The sequence below is a fragment of the Laedolimicola ammoniilytica genome (assembly GCF_025567165.1).
GTDB lineage: Bacteria > Bacillota > Clostridia > Lachnospirales > Lachnospiraceae > Laedolimicola > Laedolimicola ammoniilytica.
In genome coordinates, this window is the sequence record NZ_JAOQKC010000004.1 from 34,581 (window position 1) to 55,573 (window position 20,993).

Below are 20,993 nucleotides of genomic sequence, written 5' to 3' on the forward strand. Positions count from 1 at the left end.
ATACATGGACGTACTGGAGGGTAATCTTTCCGTAGGTCTGGGCGGCGGAAATCCGGCACAGTGGAGAGCCGTAGCGGAGATCGCGAAAGAGGTTAAGGCGAACCACTTCAACCAGGCGTTCTGCGCAGTTGGCTGGACCAGAGCAAATCTGGGAACCGATGAGATTCATCTAAACTCCATGTGTGCTCCCTGCGGCAAGGTTGGCTATGTAAAGATTTCCACAGGCCCGCTGTCCAAGGAGTGTGCAGAGCCGGCTATCGTCCCGGTAGACACCGCTATCGCCATGATCAAGGAGATGGGCGGCAACTCCATCAAGTACTTCCCCATGGGCGGACTGAAGTGCAAGGATGAGATGAAGGCTGTAGCTGAGGCTTGTGCAAGAAACCACTTCATCATGGAGCCGACCGGCGGTATCGACCTGGATAACTTCCGCGAGATCATGGAGACCATCCTGAACGCCGGCGTAGAGAAGGTGATTCCGCACGTATACTCCTCTATCATCGACAAGGCTACCGGCAACACCCGCATTGAGGATGTGAAGAAGCTGCTGGCTATCGTGAAAGAGCTGGTATAAAAATAGTTCCATAATAAATGACCCTACATATGAGACAGAAGAGAAGGGCAGGAGGCCGTAAGACCGACCTGCCTTTTTTATGTTCCTGAGTCTCAAAAGTATAGGAAAATCGCACAAAAACGGCTCCGTGTGTATCATGCAAAATCACGAAAAACAGAAAATAGAAGAAAAAATATTAGAAAAACAGAAAATATTCTGGTAATATAAAAATATAGTAGCTAATAAACCGTTTCGCTGACCGCGCACGGTTTTTTTGTGTAAAGGAAAGAACGAATGATGATAAGAAGGAGGTTTCTCATGTTTGAAAAAGGCGGCTATATTGTGTATGGAACGACAGGCGTGTGTCAGATAGAAGATATTACAGGAATGAAGAGTAAGGGAGCCTCCGGTGAGAAGCTGTATTATGTGCTGCGACCCTGCTTCCAGAAGGGCAATACCATCTTTACCCCGGTGGATAACGGGAAGATTGCCATGCGGGCCGCTATGACCAGGGAAGAGGCGGAAATGCTGATAAAGCGGATTCCGCAGATAGAGGAGCTGGAGGAAGCCGACGACAGGGAGCGGGAGCGCCTTTACAAAGAAGCCATCAAAAGCGGTAAGCCGGGGGAATGGATCCGGATTATCAAGACCTCCTATCTCCGGAGCCGGAAGCGTGAGGCGGAAGGCAAGCGGGCCACTACGGTGGACGATCGGTATTTCCATACGGCGGAGGAGCATCTGTATGCGGAGCTGGCTGTCGTGCTGGGAATGGAGAAGGACGATGTGCGACAGTATATCGGGCAGAAAATTGATCTGCTGGAGGTATAGATAGCGGATATGGTAGTGGGACGAAAAGCCGGAAAGGTTTTTCGTCCTTTTCAGATCCGGAAAAGAAAGAAAAACTTAAGAATTGGCAGATTGACAGGTGCAGCTGTTTATGGTAAGGTTTAATTGAATAAACCGGTTTAAAGTGATAGACTATATAACATGGAAAAGATATGGAGGTGCAAAATCTCAATGGAAGATTTAAAGTTATACGACGCGGAATACCGTCTGCTGGAAATTGTATGGGAAAAGGAGCCCTTAAGCTCCACAGAACTTTACAAGGAATGCCTGCCGAGACTGGGCTGGAAGAAATCGACCACTTACACAGTGCTTCGAAAGCTGGTAGAACGGAAAATTCTGAAAAATGAGAATGGGGCTGTGACAGCCCTGGTAAAGAAGGAGACTGTGCAGCGTTACGAGAGCCAGGCTGTGGTGGAAAAATGGTTTGACCATTCTCTGCCGGGCTTTGTGGCAGCATTCCTGGGAGAGAAGAAGCTCAGCCGGAAAGAGGCTGAGGAACTGAAGCAGCTGATTGACACTTATCAGGAAGACGGGGAGGATATGAGATGACGGACTTTATGACGGTATTGGGAAATCTGACTTTGGCTGCTTCACTGGCGGTTCTGCTGGTTCTGGCGGTGCGGGCGCTTCTTGCGCGGCTGCCCAAGCGATATCTGACATTTTTGTGGCTGCCGGTTTTCTTCCGGGCGGTGTGTCCGGTTTCATTTCAGTCATCTTTCAGTCTTTACCGGATTCTGAATGGAGTGCCGGGCTTTCACTCTACAGGTGGCAGAATGACCTTTACTCTGGCCGGATACCAGAGTGCAAGGATAACAGCAGTGCTGGAGCGCATAGGAAGCGCACTGAGCGATGGAAAGGGTGCTGCGGCTGTAAATGCGGCGACGGTAACGGAGGCAGGAGCAGAGGTTATATTGGAAAATATCCTGTTTGGAATCTGGCTGGGCGGCGTGACAGTGGTGTTGCTTTACGGTCTGTTTTCCTGGCTGCGGCTGCGCAGGAAGACTGCTCTGGCAGTGAAGCTGGAAGAGGGCGTCTATGAGTCAGATTGGATAGGCTCTGCCTTCCTGATGGGCTTTTTTCGGCCGCGGATTTATCTCCCGGCAGGACTTACGTCAGAAGAACGGATTCTGGTACTGACGCATGAGAAGACCCATAAGCGGCGTCAGGATTCCCGGGTAAAATTGTTGGCCTGGCTGGTATGTGTGGTACACTGGTTCAATCCCCTGCTGTGGCAGGCCTTTATACTGCTGGCCCGGGATATGGAGATGGCCTGCGATGAACAGGTGCTGGAACAGTTGGGGACGGAGGAAAAGAAGCGTTACAGTACCTTCTTGCTGAAACTTTCCGCACCGGGCGCGTTTCTGACTGGTACGCCGGTGGCTTTCGGAGAGAATTCCGTGAAGAGCCGGATTAAGAATATTCTCCGATATAAAAAGACCAGGGCAGGAATCGCGGCGGCAGCCGTGGCGCTGGTGGCGGGCGCAGCCTGGTTCTGCCTGTCCAATCCGGCTTCGACTTTCGACGAGGACATCATCGGCGGCGCGGACGGTCCCACTTCCATCTTTCTGGCCGGAAAACTGAGCAGCGGAGATGATACGGCTTCCTTTGTATCCGGTGAAAATTTGAAGCTGGGTGGTGATGAGGAAAAAATTTACGAGGTGGTAAAAACCTTTGCGGAAGCGGCAGGCAATCGGGACGCGGATACCGTCTGGGAATTGTTGAGCCCGGTGCTGCAGCACAGTGACGACCTGGGTATCCAGGTGCTGGAAGACGGGACCAAGACCATGGGCGTATCCAGCCCATTTCTGGCAGACGGCCCGACCATCAGCCTGAGCATTGGAGACGGCAATGCAGAGGCAGAGATTACCTATCCGTCCATGACCAGCGATCCTTTGTGGTGGTCCTGGAAGGATTATATTACACTGGAAAAGAACGGGGATACCTACCGTGTGACGGCCTGGAAAACGAAATATTATGATGATATCACCAGTGCTGCAGAATTTGAGGAGGCTTACCGGATGTGGCAGCCGGATTATCTGAAGCCCACGGACGAAACGGCGGATCTGGATTCCAGCTTCGCTTCCTATCTGGTGAAGAACGATGTGGCAGAGTCCTATTATGGGGAAGCATTTTCCACACCGGTGAAGGCACTGGAGACGACTCTGCACGTGTCCGGCGGCATAGGGAAGACGGAAGACGCGGATGGCGGCGATGTATGGGTCAATTATGAGTTCCCGGACGGACCCATCCGGGTGCGGATGACCCAGCCGGGTATCGACGAGGGCAGCCGGATCTGGGTGCCGAAGGAGATTCCCATGGGGTAAAGAGAAAGTAGCCAATGTGAAAATGAATAGCGAAAGCGTACAAAAGGAACTGGAATAGAACTTGGATACAGTTCCTTTTTGCGGCCATTCTTTATGGCTGTCTATGCAGCTTTTCATCTATATCAACCAATATAATGTCCGGCCCGATTTGCCTGATCTTACACCAGGGAATCTCACACTCATTTTCTTTCCCCAGGAAGCCCCAGAGCTTTTCGCTGGTGGTGGTAAGTAACGCCAGGATACAGCCGTTTTTTGGATCAAAGACCAGATCGGATACACAGCCCAGGCGCTTGCAGTCATGGATATTAATCACATCTTTTTCACGCAGTTCGCAGAAAGTCATGAGATGCTCCTGGAAGAAAGTTTCTTAAATTATTTTATGCAATAGAAACGGAGATGTGCAGAAGCTTAAAAATCTTTTTCCGGCGATTTCTTATCATTTCCTATGACAATGATTGACATAAAACCAGAAGATGTACTATACTGGAACCATCAAAAAACCGGAGGATAATGGAATGAAGTGCCCATTTTGCAGTCAGGAAAATACACGCGTGATTGATTCAAGACCGGCAGACGACAACAGCTCAATCCGCCGCCGCCGTCTCTGCGACGCATGCGGCAAGCGGTTTACCACCTATGAGAAGATCGAGACGATTCCGGTCATGGTAATAAAGAAGGATAACAACCGGGAGCATTATGACAGAAGTAAGATTGAGGACGGTATCTTAAGAGCCTGCCACAAGCGGCCGGTGCCCTTAAAGAACATCAATGCCATGATAGACGGCATCGAGAGTGATATTTTCAACCGGGAGGAGCGGGAGATTCCAAGCTCTGTCATCGGCGAGATGGTCATGGATCGCTTAAAGGATCTGGATTCCGTGGCCTACGTGCGCTTTGCCTCTGTATACAGGGAGTTTAAGGATGTAAATACCTTCTTAAGCGAGCTGAAGAAAATGTTAGGAAATTAGTAAGGAGAAATGATTTTGTTTCAGGCATTTTACCCGAAAGAATACGTAGATTCCACCTATGAAATTGATTTTGAAGGTCTGTATCGCAGGGGCTACCGCGGCATCCTGTTTGATGTGGACAATACCCTGGTACCTCATGGAGCTCCCGCTACCGCACAGAGCGTGGAGCTCTTTCAGCGGCTTCACGAGATGGGCTTCGCCACCTGTCTCATTTCCAATAATAAGGAACCCCGGGTGCGTCCCTTCGCGGACGCCATGGAGACGCCCTTTGTATACAAGGCAGACAAGCCCAGCCGCCGGGGATATCAGGAGGGCATGGCCCGTATGGGTACGGACCGGAGCAATACGCTGTTTATCGGCGATCAGCTGTTTACCGATGTGTGGGGAGCGAACCGGGCGGGAATGTATTCGATCCTGGTAAAGCCCATCGATCCCCATGAGGAGATTCAGATTGTGCTGAAGCGTTATCTGGAGAAGATCGTTTTATTTTTCTATAAGAGAAGGGAAGCGAAGAAATGATATCGAAGATATCAGAGCTTTTAAAAGAAAAAAAGGTGGACGGGGCCCTGGTGTCCAGCCCGGCCAATATCCGCTATCTCAGCGGCTTTGCGGGCACGGAGAGTTATCTGTACCTGACTCCGGAGCGGAAAGTGATTCTGACGGACAGCCGCTATACCCTGCAGGCGGAAGAGGAAGGAAAAGGATGTGAGGTTCAGACCATGAGCCGTGAGCGGAGCTATGGCGTGATGCTCGGCGAGCTTCTTCGGGAAGATGGTGTGGAGCGCCTGGGCTTTGAGGAAAATGCCATGCTTTACGGTACCTGGAACAGCCTCTGGAAGAAATCGGGCTTTGGGCCGAAGCACTGGTTTATGCTGGGCGACAGCCTGTCGGAGCTTCGTGTGATTAAAAATGAGCAGGAATTGCAGTGGATGGAGAAGGCAGAGAGCATCGGCGACGCGGCATTTTCCTATATTTTAAATGAACTGAAGCCGGGCGTCACCGAGCTGGAAATCGCGGCCAAGCTGGAATACTATATGCGCAGCCACGGGGCCGAGAGTACCAGCTTCGATACCATTGTGGCTTCAGGATATCATTCGGCCATGCCCCATGCGGTTCCGTCTGAGAAGAAACTGGAGCCAGGTGATTTCGTGACGATGGATTTCGGCTGCCGGTATCATGGCTACTGTTCCGATATGACCCGGACGGTGGTGATAGGTAAGGCAAGCGAGAAGCAGAAGGAGGTCTATCATGTGGTGCTGGAGGCACAGAAGACCGCGCTTGCGGGCCTGAAACCGGGCATGACCTGCGCTGAGGGCGACAGGCTGGCCAGGGACGTCATAGAGAAGGCGGGCTACGGGCAGTATTTCGGTCATTCCCTGGGCCATTCCGTCGGTCTGGAGATTCATGAGAAGCCGGCCCTGTCGCCCAAGGACGGACATGTGCTGCGTCCGGGCATGATCGAGACCGTGGAGCCCGGTGTCTACATCCCGGATTTTGGGGGCGTCCGCATCGAGGATATGGTGGTTCTTACAGAGAATGGCATCCGCAATCTGACCCATTCGCCAAAGGAATTGACAGAAGTATAAGAATGGACGCAGAAAAGTCTTGAAAAAGCGACGGTTTTATTATAGAATACAATTTAGGTAATTGTGTGCGAGCAGTTACAAGTTAAATTTTCATGCGCAGAGGGTTGCGCTTAAGACATTAGGAGGAAGTTTAAGAATGATTTCAGCAGGAGATTTTAGAAACGGCGTTACACTTGAGATTGAAGGCAACGTATATCAGATCATGGAGTTCCAGCATGTAAAGCCGGGTAAGGGCGCGGCTTTCGTAAGAACAAAGCTGAAGAACATCATCAACGGCGGCGTGGTTGAGAAGACCTTCCGTCCGACCGAGAAGTTCCCGGCAGCAAGAATCGACCGTGTAGAGATGCAGTATCTGTACAACGACGGCGACCTGTACAACTTCATGAACACAGAGAACTACGATCAGATCGCTCTGAACAAGGATGATATCGGAGATTCCCTGAAGTTCGTAAAAGAGAACGAGATGGTTAAGGTATGTTCCTACAATGGCAACGTATTTGCAGTAGAGCCGCCTCTCTTCGTAGAGCTGGAGATCACAGATACAGAGCCGGGCTTCAAGGGCGATACCGCTACAGGTGCAACCAAGCCGGCTACCGTAGAGACAGGCGCGGTTGTATATGTACCGCTGTTCGTAGAGCAGGGTGACAAGATTAAGATCGACACCCGTACAGGAGAGTACCTGTCCAGAGTATAAATTTTGAATTTGGAGGAGCATTCCGCAGGAATAAAAGCTGCGGGGTGCTCTTTTTCGCTTTATAGGAAATAATATGTTACATGAAAGTACGAAGGATTCCGATAGAGCAAAAAGCCCCTCCGGGGAATCGCGCTCGGCGCAGTGGTAGATGGTTGCCAAAGCATCGTGCAGGCAAAATAAAAAGACCTGAACCGCAGGGATTCAGGTCTTTTCGTAACTGCATCTGACTAGATTCGAACTAGCGGCACCTGGCGTCGGAGGCCAGTGCTCTATCCACTGAGCTACAGATGCATATCTGCTACCTATCTATATTACAACAAAACTTGCCGGTGTGCAAGCAAAAAATAAAAAAAGTTAAAAATGAAATTTTTATAAACTCCTTGCAAAAGGAAAACTCTCCCAGTATAATGAGAACAACTTCAAAATTTCAGCAGCGCGTCGCTGCATCCTTCCCCGGGAAAGCAAAAGGGTAACTGAGAATACAAAAGCGAAGAAAACAGGACAGAGTATAGAAAGGAAAACGATGAACTATCAGGAATTTATAGGTTCCGTGACGGGCTTTCTTCGCGAATCACTGCCCGGCGGGACGAAATTACAGCTGATCCCGCTGGAGAAAAATAACGGGGTCATCATGGACGGACTTTCCATCCGGAAGGAGGGAAAGCGGGTGGCGCCGATGATTTATCTGGACGCCTGGTACCGGGAATATCTGGATGGCAGATCGCTGCGCGGAATCTGCGATCAGATCCTGGAATGCTGCGAGGAGCCGGATTTGGAGAACCGCTTTGACGTGGATTTCTTCCGGAATCCGGAACGGGTGCGCCCTACAGTGGTGTACAAGCTGATTCACTATGAGAAAAATAAGGAATTGCTGAAGGAGATTCCCCATCTCCCCTTTCTCGATCTGGCGGTAGTCTTTTACTGCCTGCTGACCGACACGCCGGTGGGACATGCCACGGTGCTGATTCATAACAGTCATCTGGAGCTCTGGGGGAAGAACACTTCCTGGCTTTACAAGGCGGCCAGAGAGAATACGGAGCGGCTGCTGCCGGGGAAGCTGGTCAGCATGGAGGATATGATTTATGACCTGTCCGGAGGGCGGCAGGAAGCGGCCTATGCGGGCGTCCCCATGTACGTACTGACTAACAGCCGGAAATCCTACGGCGCGGCCTGCCTGCTCTATCCGGGAACTCTGGACAAATGCTTCCGACGGTTTGGGGAGAGCTACTATCTGCTGCCCAGCAGCGTCCATGAGGTAATCCTGATCCCGGTCTCTGCAGTGGCGGACAGCGGGGAGCTCTCTGCTTTGGTACGGGAAATGAACCGGACGCAGGTGCGGAATACAGAGGTCCTGTCGGACACGGTTTACTGTTATTCGGAACAGTCCGGCCGGTTGGAAATGATAGAAGTTTAAGAAATGTTATGGAATTTTCACAAATTTATCACAATTTATGGTTGCCTTTTGCTCTCAAGTTTGTTACAATCGATTTGTTACGAAATTGTTACAAACTTGAAATGGCTTGGAGGCAACGATGAAATCAGATAATATAAAAGGATTTTTTGATAAGGAGAACTTCGGCGCATGGGTGACCGGACACAAGCGTCAGGTAGCAGTGGGCTGTATCGCCGCCTGCCTGGTGATTGCGGCGGGAGGCAGTGTCATCGGCAGCAGCAGGAATAAGAGCACGGAAGGCCAGGAGGGGGCTGTTGTGACCACCAGCGCAGCTGAGGACGCGGCGGCTGCAGAGAAGCAGGCAGTCGAGGAGGCCAATCCGCTGGAGCAGGACGCTTACCCGGAGGTCAATGAACTGGTGCAGAAGTACTATGAGGATATGTCCACCGGAGACGTGGAAGGTCTGGCATCTGTAGAGGATCAGATCAGCGAGGAGGAGCAGAACCGAATCCTGCGTTCCAGGGATCTGGTGGAGGGCTATCAGAATATCTCCTGCTATACCAAAAAGGGCCTGGAGGAGAATTCCTACCTGGTATTCGTGTACTATGAATTGAAGTTTGCACAGATTGATACCCCGGCGCCGGGACTTTCTCCGCTGTACGTCTACACCAATGACGAGGGCAATCTGGTCATTTTCAACGGCGAGGCAAGCGATGAGCTGAACGCTTACGTGCAGAAGGTGGCCCAGGATGACGACGTGATGGCACTCCGCGAGGAGGTCAAGACCAAGTACGAGGAGGCCAAGGCCACAGACGAAAACCTGGCGAAGCAGGAGGAACGTTACCTGAAGATCGCCCAGGAGTCCGTTGCAAATGAGGAGACTGCGGAAGAGGAGACAAGCGCCGAGGAAACGACAGAGGAGACCCCGGAGGAGAGTACAGAGGAAACGGCGCAGGAGGAGGCTCCGGCAGAGAGTACTGGCAGCGCGACGGCCCAGAACCGTGAGACCCGCTTCAAGGAGAGCGTGCGTCTTCGCGCGGAGGCCAGCACAGACGCGGAGTATCTGGGAACCGCATATCAGGGCGAGCATGTCACCCAGATCGAGAGCTACGACAACGGTTGGAGCAAGATCAGCTACAGCGGCAAGGAGTGCTACTGCAAGACTGAGTTCCTGGAGTAAGCAGAACCGAAGCAAAAGTGAATAAATTTTAAAAATCTCCATATTCTATGAGCGAAAGCCCGGGTGGCAGACGCTCATGGAAAGGAGATTTTTTTATGCTTACGAACGCAGATTTGGCGGTGCTGAATGAGGCCTACCGCAGCAGTCGCAAAGGGGTGGAGACCATCAACACGGTCATCAGCAAGGTATACGACGATGATCTGGCCCTGGATCTGAACCGGCAGGCCGTGCATTTTCTGGCCTTTGAGAATAAGGCGGCGGAGGAGATACGAAAAGCCAGCGAACGGCCGGAGGCTGCCTCCGCAGTGGGAAAGGCGGCTGCCTGGACGGCTCTGCAGGCTGCTACCCTTATGAACACCAGCACCGGACATGTGGCCGAGCTGATGATCGAGGGCAACGCAAAGGGTATCACGGATCTGATGAAGGCGGTCAAGAAAAATCAGGAAGCGAAGCGGGAATACTGCGAGCTGGCGGAAGAGCTGATGGATTTCGAGGAGAAGAACATCGAATGTCTGAAAAATTATCTGGATGAATCGGGCAAGAAGGTGTAAAAACCTTAAAAATTTAAGTGATAAATTCCAGAAGTGAAAAATTTTTTGGATTTTTTGTAAAAAACCCTTGCAAATGGAGAAAGACCATGGCATAATAAACCACGACAAAGGCGTCAAAAGGAAGCGTGAGAACAGGATTCGCGTTTCTATTTTGAAACGCCTTTTTTTGTACCAGAAAATAAAAGGGAAATACACGAGGAGGAAACGAAAAAATGTCTTATGTTGATGAAGTGATCGAAGCAGTCGTTGCAAAAAACCCGGGTGAACCGGAGTTCCATCAGGCAGTCAAAGAGGTTCTGGAGTCCTTGCGTCCGGTAGTGGAAGCGCATGAGGAGCAGTACCGCAGAGAGGCAATTCTGGAGCGTCTGGTTGAGCCGGAGCGTCAGATTAAGTTCCGTGTTCCGTGGGTAGATGATAAAGGACAGGTTCAGGTAAACGTAGGTTACCGCGTACAGTTCAACAGCGCCATCGGACCGTACAAGGGAGGCCTTCGTCTCCATCCGTCCGTAAATGTGGGAATTATCAAGTTCCTGGGTTTTGAGCAGATCTTCAAAAATTCTCTGACCGGCCTGCCCATCGGCGGCGGCAAGGGCGGCTCTGATTTCGACCCGAAGGGCAAGTCTGACCGTGAAGTTATGGCATTCTGCCAGAGCTTTATGACAGAGCTTTACAGACATATCGGAAAGGATACCGACGTTCCGGCAGGCGATATCGGAACCGGCGCAAGAGAGATTGGATATATGTATGGCCAGTATAAGAGACTGACCGGTCTCTATGAGGGTGTGCTGACAGGAAAGGGACTTTCCTACGGCGGATCTCTGGCCAGAACCGAGGCTACCGGCTACGGACTTCTGTATTTCACACAGGAAATGCTGAAGGCCAACGGCATCGACATCGCAGGCAAGACCGCTGCAGTATCCGGTTCCGGTAACGTAGCTATCTACGCCATCGAAAAGGCGACTCAGCTGGGCGTCAAGGTTTTGACCTGCAGCGACTCCAACGGCTGGGTATACGATCCGGAAGGCATTGACGTGGCAGCCTTGAAGGAGATCAAAGAGGTAAACCGTGCCCGCCTGACTGAGTATAAGAAGTATCGTCCGAACTCCGAGTACCATGAAGGACGCGGCGTATGGAGCGTAAAGGTAGACCTGGCACTTCCGTGCGCGACCCAGAACGAGCTTCTGCTGGATGACGCAAAGGCACTGGCAGAAAATGGCTGCATCGCAGTGGCAGAGGGCGCAAATATGCCGACTACTCTGGAGGCTACACAGTACATTCAGGAGCACGGTATTCTGTTTGCACCGGGTAAGGCGTCCAACGCAGGCGGCGTAGCTACATCCGCACTGGAGATGTCCCAGAACAGCGAGCGTCTGAGCTGGACCTTCGAAGAGGTAGACGCAAAGCTTCAGAACATCATGGTAAATATCTTCCACAACGCATCCGACGCTGCAGAGCGTTACGGCTACGCAAAGAACTATGTGGTAGGCGCGAACATCGCAGGCTTCGAGAAGGTTGTAAATGCTATGCTGGCACAGGGAGTTTGCTAGTTACTGCTCACAGGCACTGTCCCGCGAGGTGTTTTGGCATGGATATGCCAAAGTCCCGAGTTGTGTAAGCGCGAATTTACGCAGAATGCGTAAATTCTGTGCATCGCGAAGCGTGTTACTGGAACGCAGTGAACAGTAACATTTGCTAATCCCGTAAGACCTGGCTTGATTCTTCCTTGCTTCTGACGGAAATATCCAGTATAATAGGCAGTGGTGAATGGATTTTAAAAATCCATTTGCCGCTGCTATTTTTTCGCGGGCAACGAGCAAAAGTCCGTGCTTGCACGGGACCTTGGTGACTGCTGCGAAAACTTGGGAAATGTGAAGAGCACATTTCTCCTAGTTTATTTGCCTGTAAAATGAGGCAGGCGGGAGGAGATTATGGAAGAAATTCGTTTGAATAAATATCTGAGCGAAGCCGGCGTATGCTCGAGGCGCGAAGCGGACAGACTCATAGAGGCAGGCAAAGTGCTGATAGACGGCGAACCAGCCCGGATGGGACAGCGCGTGCAGCCCGGACAGAAAGTCCAGGTGGGCGATACGATTCTCGGCGGAGAGAAAGAGGAGCAGATTCTGTTGGCAGTCTACAAGCCGCCTGGCGTCATCTGCACCACTGACCGGCGGGAGAAGAGCAACATCGTGGATTATGTGGGCTATCCCAGCCGTATTTATCCCATCGGAAGACTGGACAAGGATTCGGAAGGGCTGATCCTCATGACCAACGACGGCAGCCTGGTGAACCGGATGATGCGCTCCACGAACCATCATGAGAAGGAATACCTGGTGCGGGTCAATAAGCTCGTGACCGACGCCTTTTTGCAGAAGATGGCCTCCGGTGTACGGATTCGGAAGGTGGAAAAGGGAGAGGTCCTGCTGGACGCTGTGACCCGCCCTTGCGAAGTGGAAAAACTTGGAAAATGCAGCTTCCGCATCGTGCTGACGCAGGGGTTGAACCGGCAGATCCGCCGTATGTGCGAGACCCTCGGCTACCATGTGGAGCATCTGAAACGCATCCGCGTCCTGAACATCGAGCTGAAGGGCATGAAGCCCGGCACCTGGCGGAAAATCAACGACCGGGAGATGGCGGAGCTTCAGGAACTTCTGAAGGACTCTAAAAATTAGGAAGACAGAGCATGAATAAGATAGAAGAAAAAAAGAAGCGTCAGAAAGAGCTGACGGAAAAGTTAAACGCAGCCAGCCGTGCTTATTATCAGGAAGCCCGGGAAATCATGAGTAACTATGAGTACGACGCGTTGTATGACGAGTTGGCGGCCCTGGAACAGGAGACCGGCACCACCATGGCCGGAAGCCCCACCGCCCATGTGGGCTACGAGGTCTTAAGCGAGCTTCCCAAGGAGCGCCACGAGAGCCCCATGTTGTCCCTGGACAAGACCAAGGATCGGGATGTTCTGGCGGCCTGGATTGGCGAACACCGCACGCTGCTTTCCTGGAAGCTGGACGGGCTGACCATCGTGTTGACCTACCGGAACGGCGGGCTCTTCAAAGCAGTTACCCGAGGTAACGGCGAAGTGGGCGAGGTCATCACCAACAACGCGAAGGTCTTCAAAAATGTGCCCCTTCGAATTCCGTTCCAGGGAGAACTGGTGCTTCGCGGCGAGGCGGTCATCGGCTATAAAGAGTTTGAGCGGATCAACGAAGAGATCCCTGAGGCGGACGCCAAGTATAAGAACCCCCGAAACCTGTGCAGCGGTTCGGTACGGCAGCTAAATAATGAAATTACGGCAAAACGGAACGTCCATTTCTTTGCCTTTGCGCTGGTGCGGGCCGAGGGTGTGGACTTTGAGAATTCCCGGGAGAAGCAGTTCCTGTGGCTTCGTGATCAGGGCTTCGATGTGGTGGAATATAAGGTGGTCACCGGCGTTACCCTGCCGGAGAACATGGATTGGTTTGCGGAGCACATCGAGACCAGTGAATATCCTTCCGACGGTCTGGTGGCCCTGTACGACGACATTGCCTATGGCGAGTCTCTGGGCAGAACCGCCAAGTTTCCCCGCAATTCTATGGCTTTTAAATGGGCGGATGAAATCCGGGAGACCACATTAAAGGAAATCGAGTGGAGCCCGTCCAGAACAGGACTTATCAACCCGGTGGCCATCTTCGATCCGGTGGAGCTGGAGGGAACCACCGTGAGCCGCGCCAGCGTCCACAACATCAGCATCATGCGGGGCCTGGAGCTGGGCGTGGGCGATATCATTGAAGTATACAAAGCGAATATGATCATTCCGCAGATCGCGGAAAATAAGACAAGGAGCGGCGTCCGGGATATCCCTGCGGTCTGTCCGGTCTGTGGTGGAGCCACGGAGATCCGGAAGGTTGGCGACGTGGAATCCCTTTACTGCACGAACCCGGAGTGCCAGGCTAAGAAGATAAAGTCCTTCACCCTGTTTGTGAGCCGGGACGCCCTGAATATCGAGGGACTGTCCGAGGCCAGCCTGGAAAAATTCATCGGCCGAGGCTTCATTCACGAATTCGCGGACATCTTTAAGTTGAGCGCCCACAAGGCGGAGATTGTGGAAATGGAGGGCTTCGGGGAGAAGTCTTATGAGAATCTGATCGCCAGCATCGAGCGGGCCAGAACAACCACCCTTGCGAAGGTCATTTACAGCCTGGGAATCCCGAATGTGGGCTTATCCGGCGCGAAGCTGATCTGCCGCAGGTTTGGGGATGAGGTGGACGAAGTGCTGGGAGCCGACGAGGAAGCCCTGGCGGCCATCGACGGCATCGGCGCAGTCATTGCCGGTAACTTTGTGAAGTATTTTCAGGATGCCGGGAAACGGGAGCGCTTCGGCCGCCTGCTTTCCGAGCTGACCCTTGTGAAAGAGGAGACGTCGGGTGACCAGGATCTGAAGGGCAGGGTCTTCGTGGTGACCGGAAGCCTGAATTATTTCGCCAATCGGAATGAGCTGAAGGAACAGATCGAGAAGCGTGGCGGCAAGGTGACCGGAAGTGTCACCGGCAAGACAGATTATCTGATCAATAACGACACGGCTTCTTCATCGTCAAAGAATAAGAAGGCCAAAGAGCTTGGCATCCCGATTATTTCCGAGGAGGATTTTCTGAAGCTATGAGTGAGAAAAAGATTGTATTTTTTGACATAGACGGAACGATTTACGAGTTCGGGAAAGGGACGCCGGAGAGTACCCGGGAAGCCATGCAAAAGCTTCGGGAAAATGGCCATATCGTCATTATCTGCACCGGCAGGCCCGTCTCGTCCCTGTTCCCGGAGGTGCTTTCCCTGCCCCACGACGGTATCATCAGCGGCGCGGGTACCCGGGTAGAGTTTGGCGACAAGGTGCTGCGCAATGAGCTGCTCCCGAATGAACTTCTGATGCAGACCGTGCCAAGGCTGGAGAAGAACGGTTGCTGGGTGGTGCTGGAAGGACCGGAGTACTTAAGCTGCCGTCTGGAGGATGCACAGGGACGGGAGTTTTTCCGGATTGTGAAGCGCCTGCAGGAGGAATATCCGGAGCGACTGAAGGAAATAGATCCGATGAATGACCGAGCCTGTAAGATTACCGTGCGGATATCCGATATGGAGGCTTTTGAAAAGCTGGTGCCGGAGCTGTCCCGGGCTTTTGAACTGGCCCGCTATGAAGCGCAGCCCTATACGGAAATGATGCCGAAGGGCATCTCCAAGGCCGACGGCATCCGCATTCTTCTGGAGGAGCTGGAGATTCCGCTTAAGAACACCTACGCCTTCGGCGACGGCCCCAACGATGTGGAGATGCTGGAATACGTGGAGTACGGCACAGCCATGGGCAACGCAGAAAAACAGGTACTGGAAATGGCCCCCTACCGGACAGAAGGTATGTGGGAGGATGGTATTTATCATGCACTGCGAAGATACGGCCTGATCTAAAAAAAGTTCAGTACAGCCCGAAGCACTTGCTGCTGAGGGCGTAAGAAAGTGATTCAGGAGTGCAAAATCCCATCGGCGAAGCCGATTCTCATGGATTTTGCATTGTAACTGGTCAGGTACTGAACAGTTACAGGTTTTATCGCATAAGGAGGAGAAGGTTATGGACAAGAAGTTGTACGAACTGATGAACTGGCCGCGTATCGAGGCCCTGGTGTATTCGGAGGAGGACGAGCCTCAGGAGATCTTAGGTCCCCATAAGGTGAAGGGCGGCACCCTGATTCAGGCCTTTCTGCCGACAGCAGTCCGGATGGAAGTAATTTTGAAGGATACGGGAAAGGCCGTAGAAATGGAAAAGGCAGACGATGGAGGCTTCTTCGCCGCGCTGGTTCCGGGCAGAAAGATTCCGTCCTATCATTTCCGGGTTACATACGACAACGATATGGTGCAGGAGCTGGAGGATATCTACCGGTTCACGCCGCAGGTATTTACAAAAGCAGATCTGGAAGCATTTGGAAAAGGCATCCATTACACGATCTATGAGAAAATGGGCGCGCACCCCATGACCATCGACGGTGTGGAGGGCACTTATTTTGCAGTCTGGGCGCCGAACGCGGAGCGTGTCAGCGTGGTGGGCGACTTTAATATGTGGGACGGCCGCCGCAATCCGATGATTCAGATCAGAGAGGCGGGCATCCACGAGCTGTTTATCCCGGGTCTGAAAGCAGGGGCCTGCTATAAATACGAGATCAAGACGAAGCAGGGACTGCCGATGCTGAAGGCCGATCCTTACGCCAACGCGGCGGAGCTGCGGCCCAACACAGCTTCGGTGATTACCGATCTGACCGGCTTTGCCTGGACTGATGAGAAATGGCTGGAGAAGCGGAAAGCGACAGATTACAGGAAAGAGCCCCTGCTGATCTATGAGGTGCATCTGGGAAGCTGGCGGAAGCCGGATCCGGATGCGGAGGACGCGCGGGAATTCTATACCTACCGGGAACTGGCCCCGATGCTTGCTTCTTATGTGAAAGAGATGGGTTACACGCATGTGGAGATAATGCCGATCATGGAGCATCCACTGGATGAGTCCTGGGGTTATCAGGTGACCGGGTATTATGCGCCCACGGCGCGCTATGGTACGCCGGAGGACTTCATGTATTTCATGAACTATATGCATGAGCAGGGTATCGGCGTGATTCTGGACTGGGTTCCGGCCCATTTTCCCAAGGACGCCTTTGGACTGGCGGGCTTCGACGGCACCTGCCTCTATGAGCATTTTGACCCGCGGCAGGGCGAACATCCTCACTGGGGAACGCTCCTTTACAACTATGGACGTCCGGAGGTGAAAAACTTCCTGATTGCCAATGCCCTGTTCTGGACGGAAAAGTACCATGCCGACGGCATCCGCATGGACGCGGTGGCATCGATGCTGTACCTGGACTATGGAAAAAATGAGGGCGAATGGATCCCGAATCAGTATGGCGGAAAGGAGAACCTGGAGTCTATTGAGTTCCTGAAGCACCTGAATTCCATCTACAAGAAGCGAAAAGATGGAGCGCTTTTGATTGCTGAGGAATCCACCGCATGGCCCAAGGTGACCGGAGCGCTGGAGCATGACGGCCTTGGTTTTGATTTCAAATGGAACATGGGCTGGATGAATGATTTCCTGGGCTATATGCATTATGACCCGGTATTCCGCGGTTACCACCATGGCGAGCTGACCTTCAGCTTCATCTACGCCTGGAGTGAGAACTTTATCTTAAGTCTCTCCCACGACGAGGTGGTACACGGCAAGTCCCCCATGGTGGGAAAGATGCCGGGCGACCGGGATTCCGAGCTTAATAACCTGCGGGCGGCTTACGGCTTCATGGCCATGCACCCGGGCAAGAAGCTCCTTTTCATGGGACAGGAATTTGCCACCTTCGATGAATGGAACGAGAAGGAAAGCCTGGACTGGGATCTTCTGCAGTATCAGGATCACAGCGATATGCAAGGCTATGTGAAGGCTCTGAACAGCTTGATAAAGGCGCATCCGGCACTCTACGCAGACGATTGCAGACCTGAGGGCTTCCAGTGGATTAACAATATCTCCGCCAATGAAAATATGCTGGTATTCCTGCGGAAGGCTGAAGGAGAGATCCTGTTAGTGGTATGCAACTTCTCTCCGCTGGTCTATGAGAAGCATAAAATCGGCGTACCCTTCGAAGGCAAATATAAGGAGATCTTCAATAGCGACAGCGAAGAATTCGGCGGCTCCGACGTCCGCAATAAGCGGGTGAAGACGTCGAAGAAGTCCGAGTGCGACGGCTTTGAGAATTCCATCGAGATCACGGTTCCGCCCATGGGCGTGGCGGTGTTTGCCTGCACCGAGGAAAAGCTTCCGGTGAAGGAGAAAAAGACGGCTGCGAAGAAGCCGGCGGCCAAAAAGGCAGAGCCGAAAAAAAGCAGCGCCAAAAAAGAGGCTGTAAAGCCGGAAGCGAAGAAACCGGCTGCAAAAAAGGTAGTAGCGAAGAAGGCTGAAAAACCGGCTGCAAAAACTGCTTCAAGAAAGGGACGTACTGAGAAAGCATGAGGTGTTTAGCCACGGTTGCCGACTCTCCGGAGCTGGCGGCTCAGATTAACGAGAATATAGAAAATGTGACCCAGCAGATCAGCCGGACCCAGGAGTACATTGATAAGTACCTTCCGGTGGTCATAAGCTTTGGCCTCCGGCTTCTGCTGACGATTATCCTGTTTATTGTGGGCGGCAGGCTCATAAAAGTAGTCCGCAAAATCGTCCGCCGTTCCATGGAGCGAACCGGAGCCGACGTGGGCGTGATACAGTTTATGGATTCCCTGATTAAGCTGATCCTGTATTTCCTGCTGGTCCTGTTCCTGGCCGACGGCATCGGCGTGGATACCACCTCTGTCATGGCTCTGGTGGGTTCTGCAGGTCTGACCATCGGTCTGGCCTTTCAGGGCAGTCTGTCCAACTTTGCGGGCGGCGTGCTGATTCTGCTTATCAAGCCATTTAAGGTGGGCGATTATATCATCTACACCTCCGGTAACCTGGAGGGCAAGGTGACCAAGATCGAGATGTTCTACACGACCCTGTTCACGGTTGACAATAAAAAGGTCGTGATCCCCAACGGCACCCTGTCTAACAGCAGCCTGATCAACGTGACCGCCGAGGACAAGCGCCGTATCGACATTACTGTGGGCGTCAGCTACACCGCGAATCTGAAGCTGGCCAAAGAAGTCTGCCTGAACCTGCTGACCGCGCAGCCCGCCGTCCTGCAGGATCAGAACAACCTGGTCGTAGTAGACGACCTGGCTGACAGCTCCGTGAACCTGAAGATCTGTTGCTGGGTCACCCCGGACGATTACTGGAGCACCCGCTGGGATCTGATTGAGAAGATCAAGCTGGCCTTCGATGAAAATGGGATCGAGATTCCCTTCAATCAGCTGGATGTAAATCTGAAGCAGTAAAAAGCGGTCAATTCTAAAGACAGGCTCAAAAAGCAATACAACTTTTTAAAGAAAGTTGTATTGCTTTTTCTTTTCTCTCATTGACGTATTGTGCAATCTGTTGTATAAATAGAGTATAAATCTGAAGGAAAGCAACAAATAAACGAATAAATGTGGAGGGTATGACAATGAGTACAGTAAAAGATGCTATTTTAAATGGGGAAACATCCCTTGGTATTGAGCTGGGTTCCACCCGAATCAAGGCAGTGCTGGTGGACGGCAGCTACAAGGCCATCGCAGTGGGCAATTTCGACTGGGAGAACCAGCTGCACGACGGCATCTGGACCTATCCGCTGGATCTGGTCTGGAAGGGACTGCAGGGCAGCTATGCATCTCTGAAAGAGGACGTAAAGGCGAAATATGGCGTAGAGCTTACAAAGGTAGGCTCTATCGGAATCAGCGCCATGATGCACGGCTATCTGGTATTCGATAAGGATGGCAAGCAGCTGGTACCGTTCCGCACCTGGAGAAATACCATTACCGGTGAGGCGTCCAGAGAGCTTACCGAATTATTCCAGTACAACATTCCCCAGAGATGGAGCATTGCCCATCTGTATCAGGCCATGCTGAAGGGCGAGGAGCATGTGCCGGAGATTGACTTCATGACCACTCTGGCAGGTTATATTCACTGGCAGCTCACCGGCGAGAAGACCCTGGGCGTTGGCGAGGCCTCCGGTATGTTCCCCATTGACACGGCCACAAAGCAGTTCCATGCAGAGATGCTGGATAAGTTCCAGACAAAGGTGGCTGATAAGGGCTACGGCTGGAAGATCCGTGCGATTCTGCCGAAGGTACAGAACGCAGGCGAGAACGCAGGCGTGCTTACCGAAGCAGGAGCGAAGCTTCTCGATCCCACCGGCGTACTGGAAAGCGGCATTCCCATGTGTCCGCCTGAGGGAGACGCGGGTACCGGTATGGTAGCCACCAACAGCGTAGCCCAGAGAACCGGAAATGTATCCGCGGGAACCTCTGTCTTTGCCATGATCGTGCTGGAGCATGAGCTGAAGAAGGTACACCCGGAGATCGACCTGGTGACCACCCCGGACGGCAGCCTGGTGGGTATGGTACACTGCAACAACTGCACTTCCGATCTGAACGCCTGGGTAGGCCTCTTCAAAGAATTTGCCGAGAGCTTCGGCATGAAGGTGGATATGAACGAACTCTTCGGAACCCTGTACCGCAAGGCTCTGGAGGCAGACAAAGACTGCGGCGGCCTGCTGGCCTATAACTATTTCTCCGGTGAGCATCTGACCGGCTTCGAAGAGGGAAGACCGCTCTTTGTCCGTACGCCGGAAGCAAAGTTTAACCTGGCGAACTTTATGAGAGTACATCTCTACACCGCCCTGGGCGCATTGAAGACCGGCCTGGATATCCTGTTCAAGGAAGAGGGCGTGGAGGCTGACGAGGTCATGGGCCATGGCGGACTCTTCAAGACGAAAGGCGTAGGCCAGAGCATCATGGCGGCGGCCATGGACGTACCCGTGACCGTTATGGAGACCGCAGGCGAGGGCGGCGCATGGGGCATCGCGCTGCTGGCAGCTTATATGAGAGAAAAGAAGGACGGCGAGAGCCTGGGCGCTTACCTGAACAACCGGGTATTCGCAGGCGAGAAGGGCGAGACCCTTGCTCCGGATCCGGAGGATGTAAAAGGCTTTGACGCGTTCCTGGCCCGCTACACCGAGGGCCTGGCCATCGAACATGCGGCAGTGGATCATCTGAAATAAGTCAAAAGCAAAAAAGGAAAAGATTTACAATAAAAAAGAGGAGACTGCAGGTGCGAATGTCATTTAGTTAAGGCATTGGAGCCTGCAGGCTCCTTTTTACGGATCTCCCTATGATGTGAGTCTCCCTATAATTTTTGAATGCGGGAAAAATATGGGCTTGCCATTCTGATACTTTTTCGCTATAATTGAATATAATGTCCGCTGATTAAGGATAGACGTTTTCGAGAGGCAGACAACGAGGAG

Annotated in this window: 19 protein-coding genes and 1 tRNA gene; 18 read left to right on the forward strand and 2 right to left on the reverse strand. The window is 52.4% G+C overall.

Annotated features, from left to right (window positions below; genetic code table 11):
• The 4 genes from OCV63_RS03880 to OCV63_RS03895 all read left to right on the forward strand — a co-directional run.
• Positions 1 to 574, forward strand: a 574-nt coding sequence (locus tag OCV63_RS03880) for a KDGP aldolase (protein ID WP_158362453.1), incomplete at its 5' end; no start/stop codon positions are given.
• Positions 575 to 871: 297 nt separating this feature from the next.
• The gene (locus tag OCV63_RS03885) at positions 872 to 1,381 is read left to right on the forward strand and encodes a CarD family transcriptional regulator (protein WP_262670633.1); all 510 of its coding nucleotides are present in this window, start codon (positions 872 to 874) and stop codon (positions 1,379 to 1,381) included.
• 189 nt (positions 1,382 to 1,570) lie between these two features.
• Positions 1,571 to 1,948, forward strand: coding sequence for a BlaI/MecI/CopY family transcriptional regulator (locus OCV63_RS03890; RefSeq protein WP_158362140.1), 378 nt, complete (start codon positions 1,571 to 1,573; stop codon positions 1,946 to 1,948).
• A complete protein-coding gene (locus OCV63_RS03895) occupies positions 1,945 to 3,723 on the forward strand; it encodes a M56 family metallopeptidase (protein WP_158362142.1) in 1,779 nt (592 codons plus the stop codon). The genes OCV63_RS03890 and OCV63_RS03895 overlap by 4 nt, the downstream gene beginning before the upstream one ends.
• 91 nt (positions 3,724 to 3,814) lie before the next feature.
• Here OCV63_RS03895 and OCV63_RS03900 read toward each other — a convergent pair whose 3' ends face one another.
• A complete protein-coding gene (locus OCV63_RS03900; protein ID WP_158362143.1) occupies positions 3,815 to 4,066 on the reverse strand; it encodes a PRC-barrel domain-containing protein in 252 nt (83 codons plus the stop codon).
• Positions 4,067 to 4,238: 172 nt separating this feature from the next.
• On the opposite strand from OCV63_RS03900, the gene nrdR reads away from it, so the two are divergent.
• From nrdR to efp, 4 genes are all read left to right on the forward strand, one after another.
• Positions 4,239 to 4,691, forward strand: coding sequence for a transcriptional regulator NrdR (gene nrdR / locus OCV63_RS03905; protein WP_158362145.1), 453 nt, complete (start codon positions 4,239 to 4,241; stop codon positions 4,689 to 4,691).
• A 15-nt stretch (positions 4,692 to 4,706) separates the two neighbouring features.
• Positions 4,707 to 5,210: a YqeG family HAD IIIA-type phosphatase gene (locus OCV63_RS03910; RefSeq protein ID WP_158362147.1), complete on the forward strand. Its 504-nt coding sequence runs from the start codon at positions 4,707 to 4,709 to the stop codon at positions 5,208 to 5,210.
• Positions 5,207 to 6,277, forward strand: coding sequence for a M24 family metallopeptidase (locus tag OCV63_RS03915; protein ID WP_158362148.1), 1,071 nt, complete (start codon positions 5,207 to 5,209; stop codon positions 6,275 to 6,277). Before OCV63_RS03910 ends, OCV63_RS03915 begins: the two co-directional genes overlap by 4 nt.
• A gap of 136 nt (positions 6,278 to 6,413) precedes the next feature.
• Positions 6,414 to 6,971: an elongation factor P gene (gene efp / locus OCV63_RS03920; RefSeq protein WP_158362150.1), complete on the forward strand. Its 558-nt coding sequence runs from the start codon at positions 6,414 to 6,416 to the stop codon at positions 6,969 to 6,971.
• A gap of 218 nt (positions 6,972 to 7,189) precedes the next feature.
• Here the strand turns inward: efp and OCV63_RS03925 are convergent.
• Positions 7,190 to 7,262: transfer RNA gene (locus OCV63_RS03925), tRNA-Arg, on the reverse strand.
• A 232-nt stretch (positions 7,263 to 7,494) separates the two neighbouring features.
• On the opposite strand from OCV63_RS03925, the gene OCV63_RS03930 reads away from it, so the two are divergent.
• From OCV63_RS03930 to OCV63_RS03975, 10 genes are all read left to right on the forward strand, one after another.
• On the forward strand, positions 7,495 to 8,385 hold the full coding sequence (locus tag OCV63_RS03930; RefSeq protein ID WP_158362152.1) for a DUF5688 family protein: 891 nt from the start codon (positions 7,495 to 7,497) through the stop codon (positions 8,383 to 8,385).
• 118 nt (positions 8,386 to 8,503) lie between these two features.
• The gene (locus tag OCV63_RS03935) at positions 8,504 to 9,544 is read left to right on the forward strand and encodes an SH3 domain-containing protein (protein ID WP_158362153.1); all 1,041 of its coding nucleotides are present in this window, start codon (positions 8,504 to 8,506) and stop codon (positions 9,542 to 9,544) included.
• Between the two features lie 95 nt (positions 9,545 to 9,639).
• The gene (locus OCV63_RS03940) at positions 9,640 to 10,095 is read left to right on the forward strand and encodes a hypothetical protein (protein ID WP_158362155.1); all 456 of its coding nucleotides are present in this window, start codon (positions 9,640 to 9,642) and stop codon (positions 10,093 to 10,095) included.
• A gap of 212 nt (positions 10,096 to 10,307) precedes the next feature.
• On the forward strand, positions 10,308 to 11,642 hold the full coding sequence (gdhA, locus tag OCV63_RS03945; protein WP_158362157.1) for an NADP-specific glutamate dehydrogenase: 1,335 nt from the start codon (positions 10,308 to 10,310) through the stop codon (positions 11,640 to 11,642).
• A 381-nt stretch (positions 11,643 to 12,023) separates the two neighbouring features.
• Complete coding sequence (locus OCV63_RS03950) at positions 12,024 to 12,764, forward strand: pseudouridine synthase (RefSeq protein WP_158362159.1); 741 nt, start codon at positions 12,024 to 12,026, stop codon at positions 12,762 to 12,764.
• An 11-nt stretch (positions 12,765 to 12,775) separates the two neighbouring features.
• The gene (gene ligA / locus OCV63_RS03955; RefSeq protein ID WP_158362160.1) at positions 12,776 to 14,731 is read left to right on the forward strand and encodes an NAD-dependent DNA ligase LigA; all 1,956 of its coding nucleotides are present in this window, start codon (positions 12,776 to 12,778) and stop codon (positions 14,729 to 14,731) included.
• Positions 14,728 to 15,522, forward strand: a complete 795-nt coding sequence (locus OCV63_RS03960; protein ID WP_158362162.1) for a Cof-type HAD-IIB family hydrolase — start codon at positions 14,728 to 14,730, stop codon at positions 15,520 to 15,522. The genes ligA and OCV63_RS03960 overlap by 4 nt, the downstream gene beginning before the upstream one ends.
• Before the next feature lie 160 nt (positions 15,523 to 15,682).
• Positions 15,683 to 18,091 (forward strand): 1,4-alpha-glucan branching protein GlgB, encoded by a 2,409-nt coding sequence (glgB, locus tag OCV63_RS03965; RefSeq protein ID WP_158362164.1) that lies wholly within the window; start codon positions 15,683 to 15,685, stop codon positions 18,089 to 18,091.
• Positions 18,088 to 18,987, forward strand: coding sequence for a mechanosensitive ion channel family protein (locus OCV63_RS03970; protein WP_158362166.1), 900 nt, complete (start codon positions 18,088 to 18,090; stop codon positions 18,985 to 18,987). The genes glgB and OCV63_RS03970 overlap by 4 nt, the downstream gene beginning before the upstream one ends.
• A gap of 167 nt (positions 18,988 to 19,154) precedes the next feature.
• Positions 19,155 to 20,750, forward strand: coding sequence for a xylulokinase (locus OCV63_RS03975; protein WP_158362167.1), 1,596 nt, complete (start codon positions 19,155 to 19,157; stop codon positions 20,748 to 20,750).
• Positions 20,751 to 20,993: the final 243 nt, after the last annotated feature.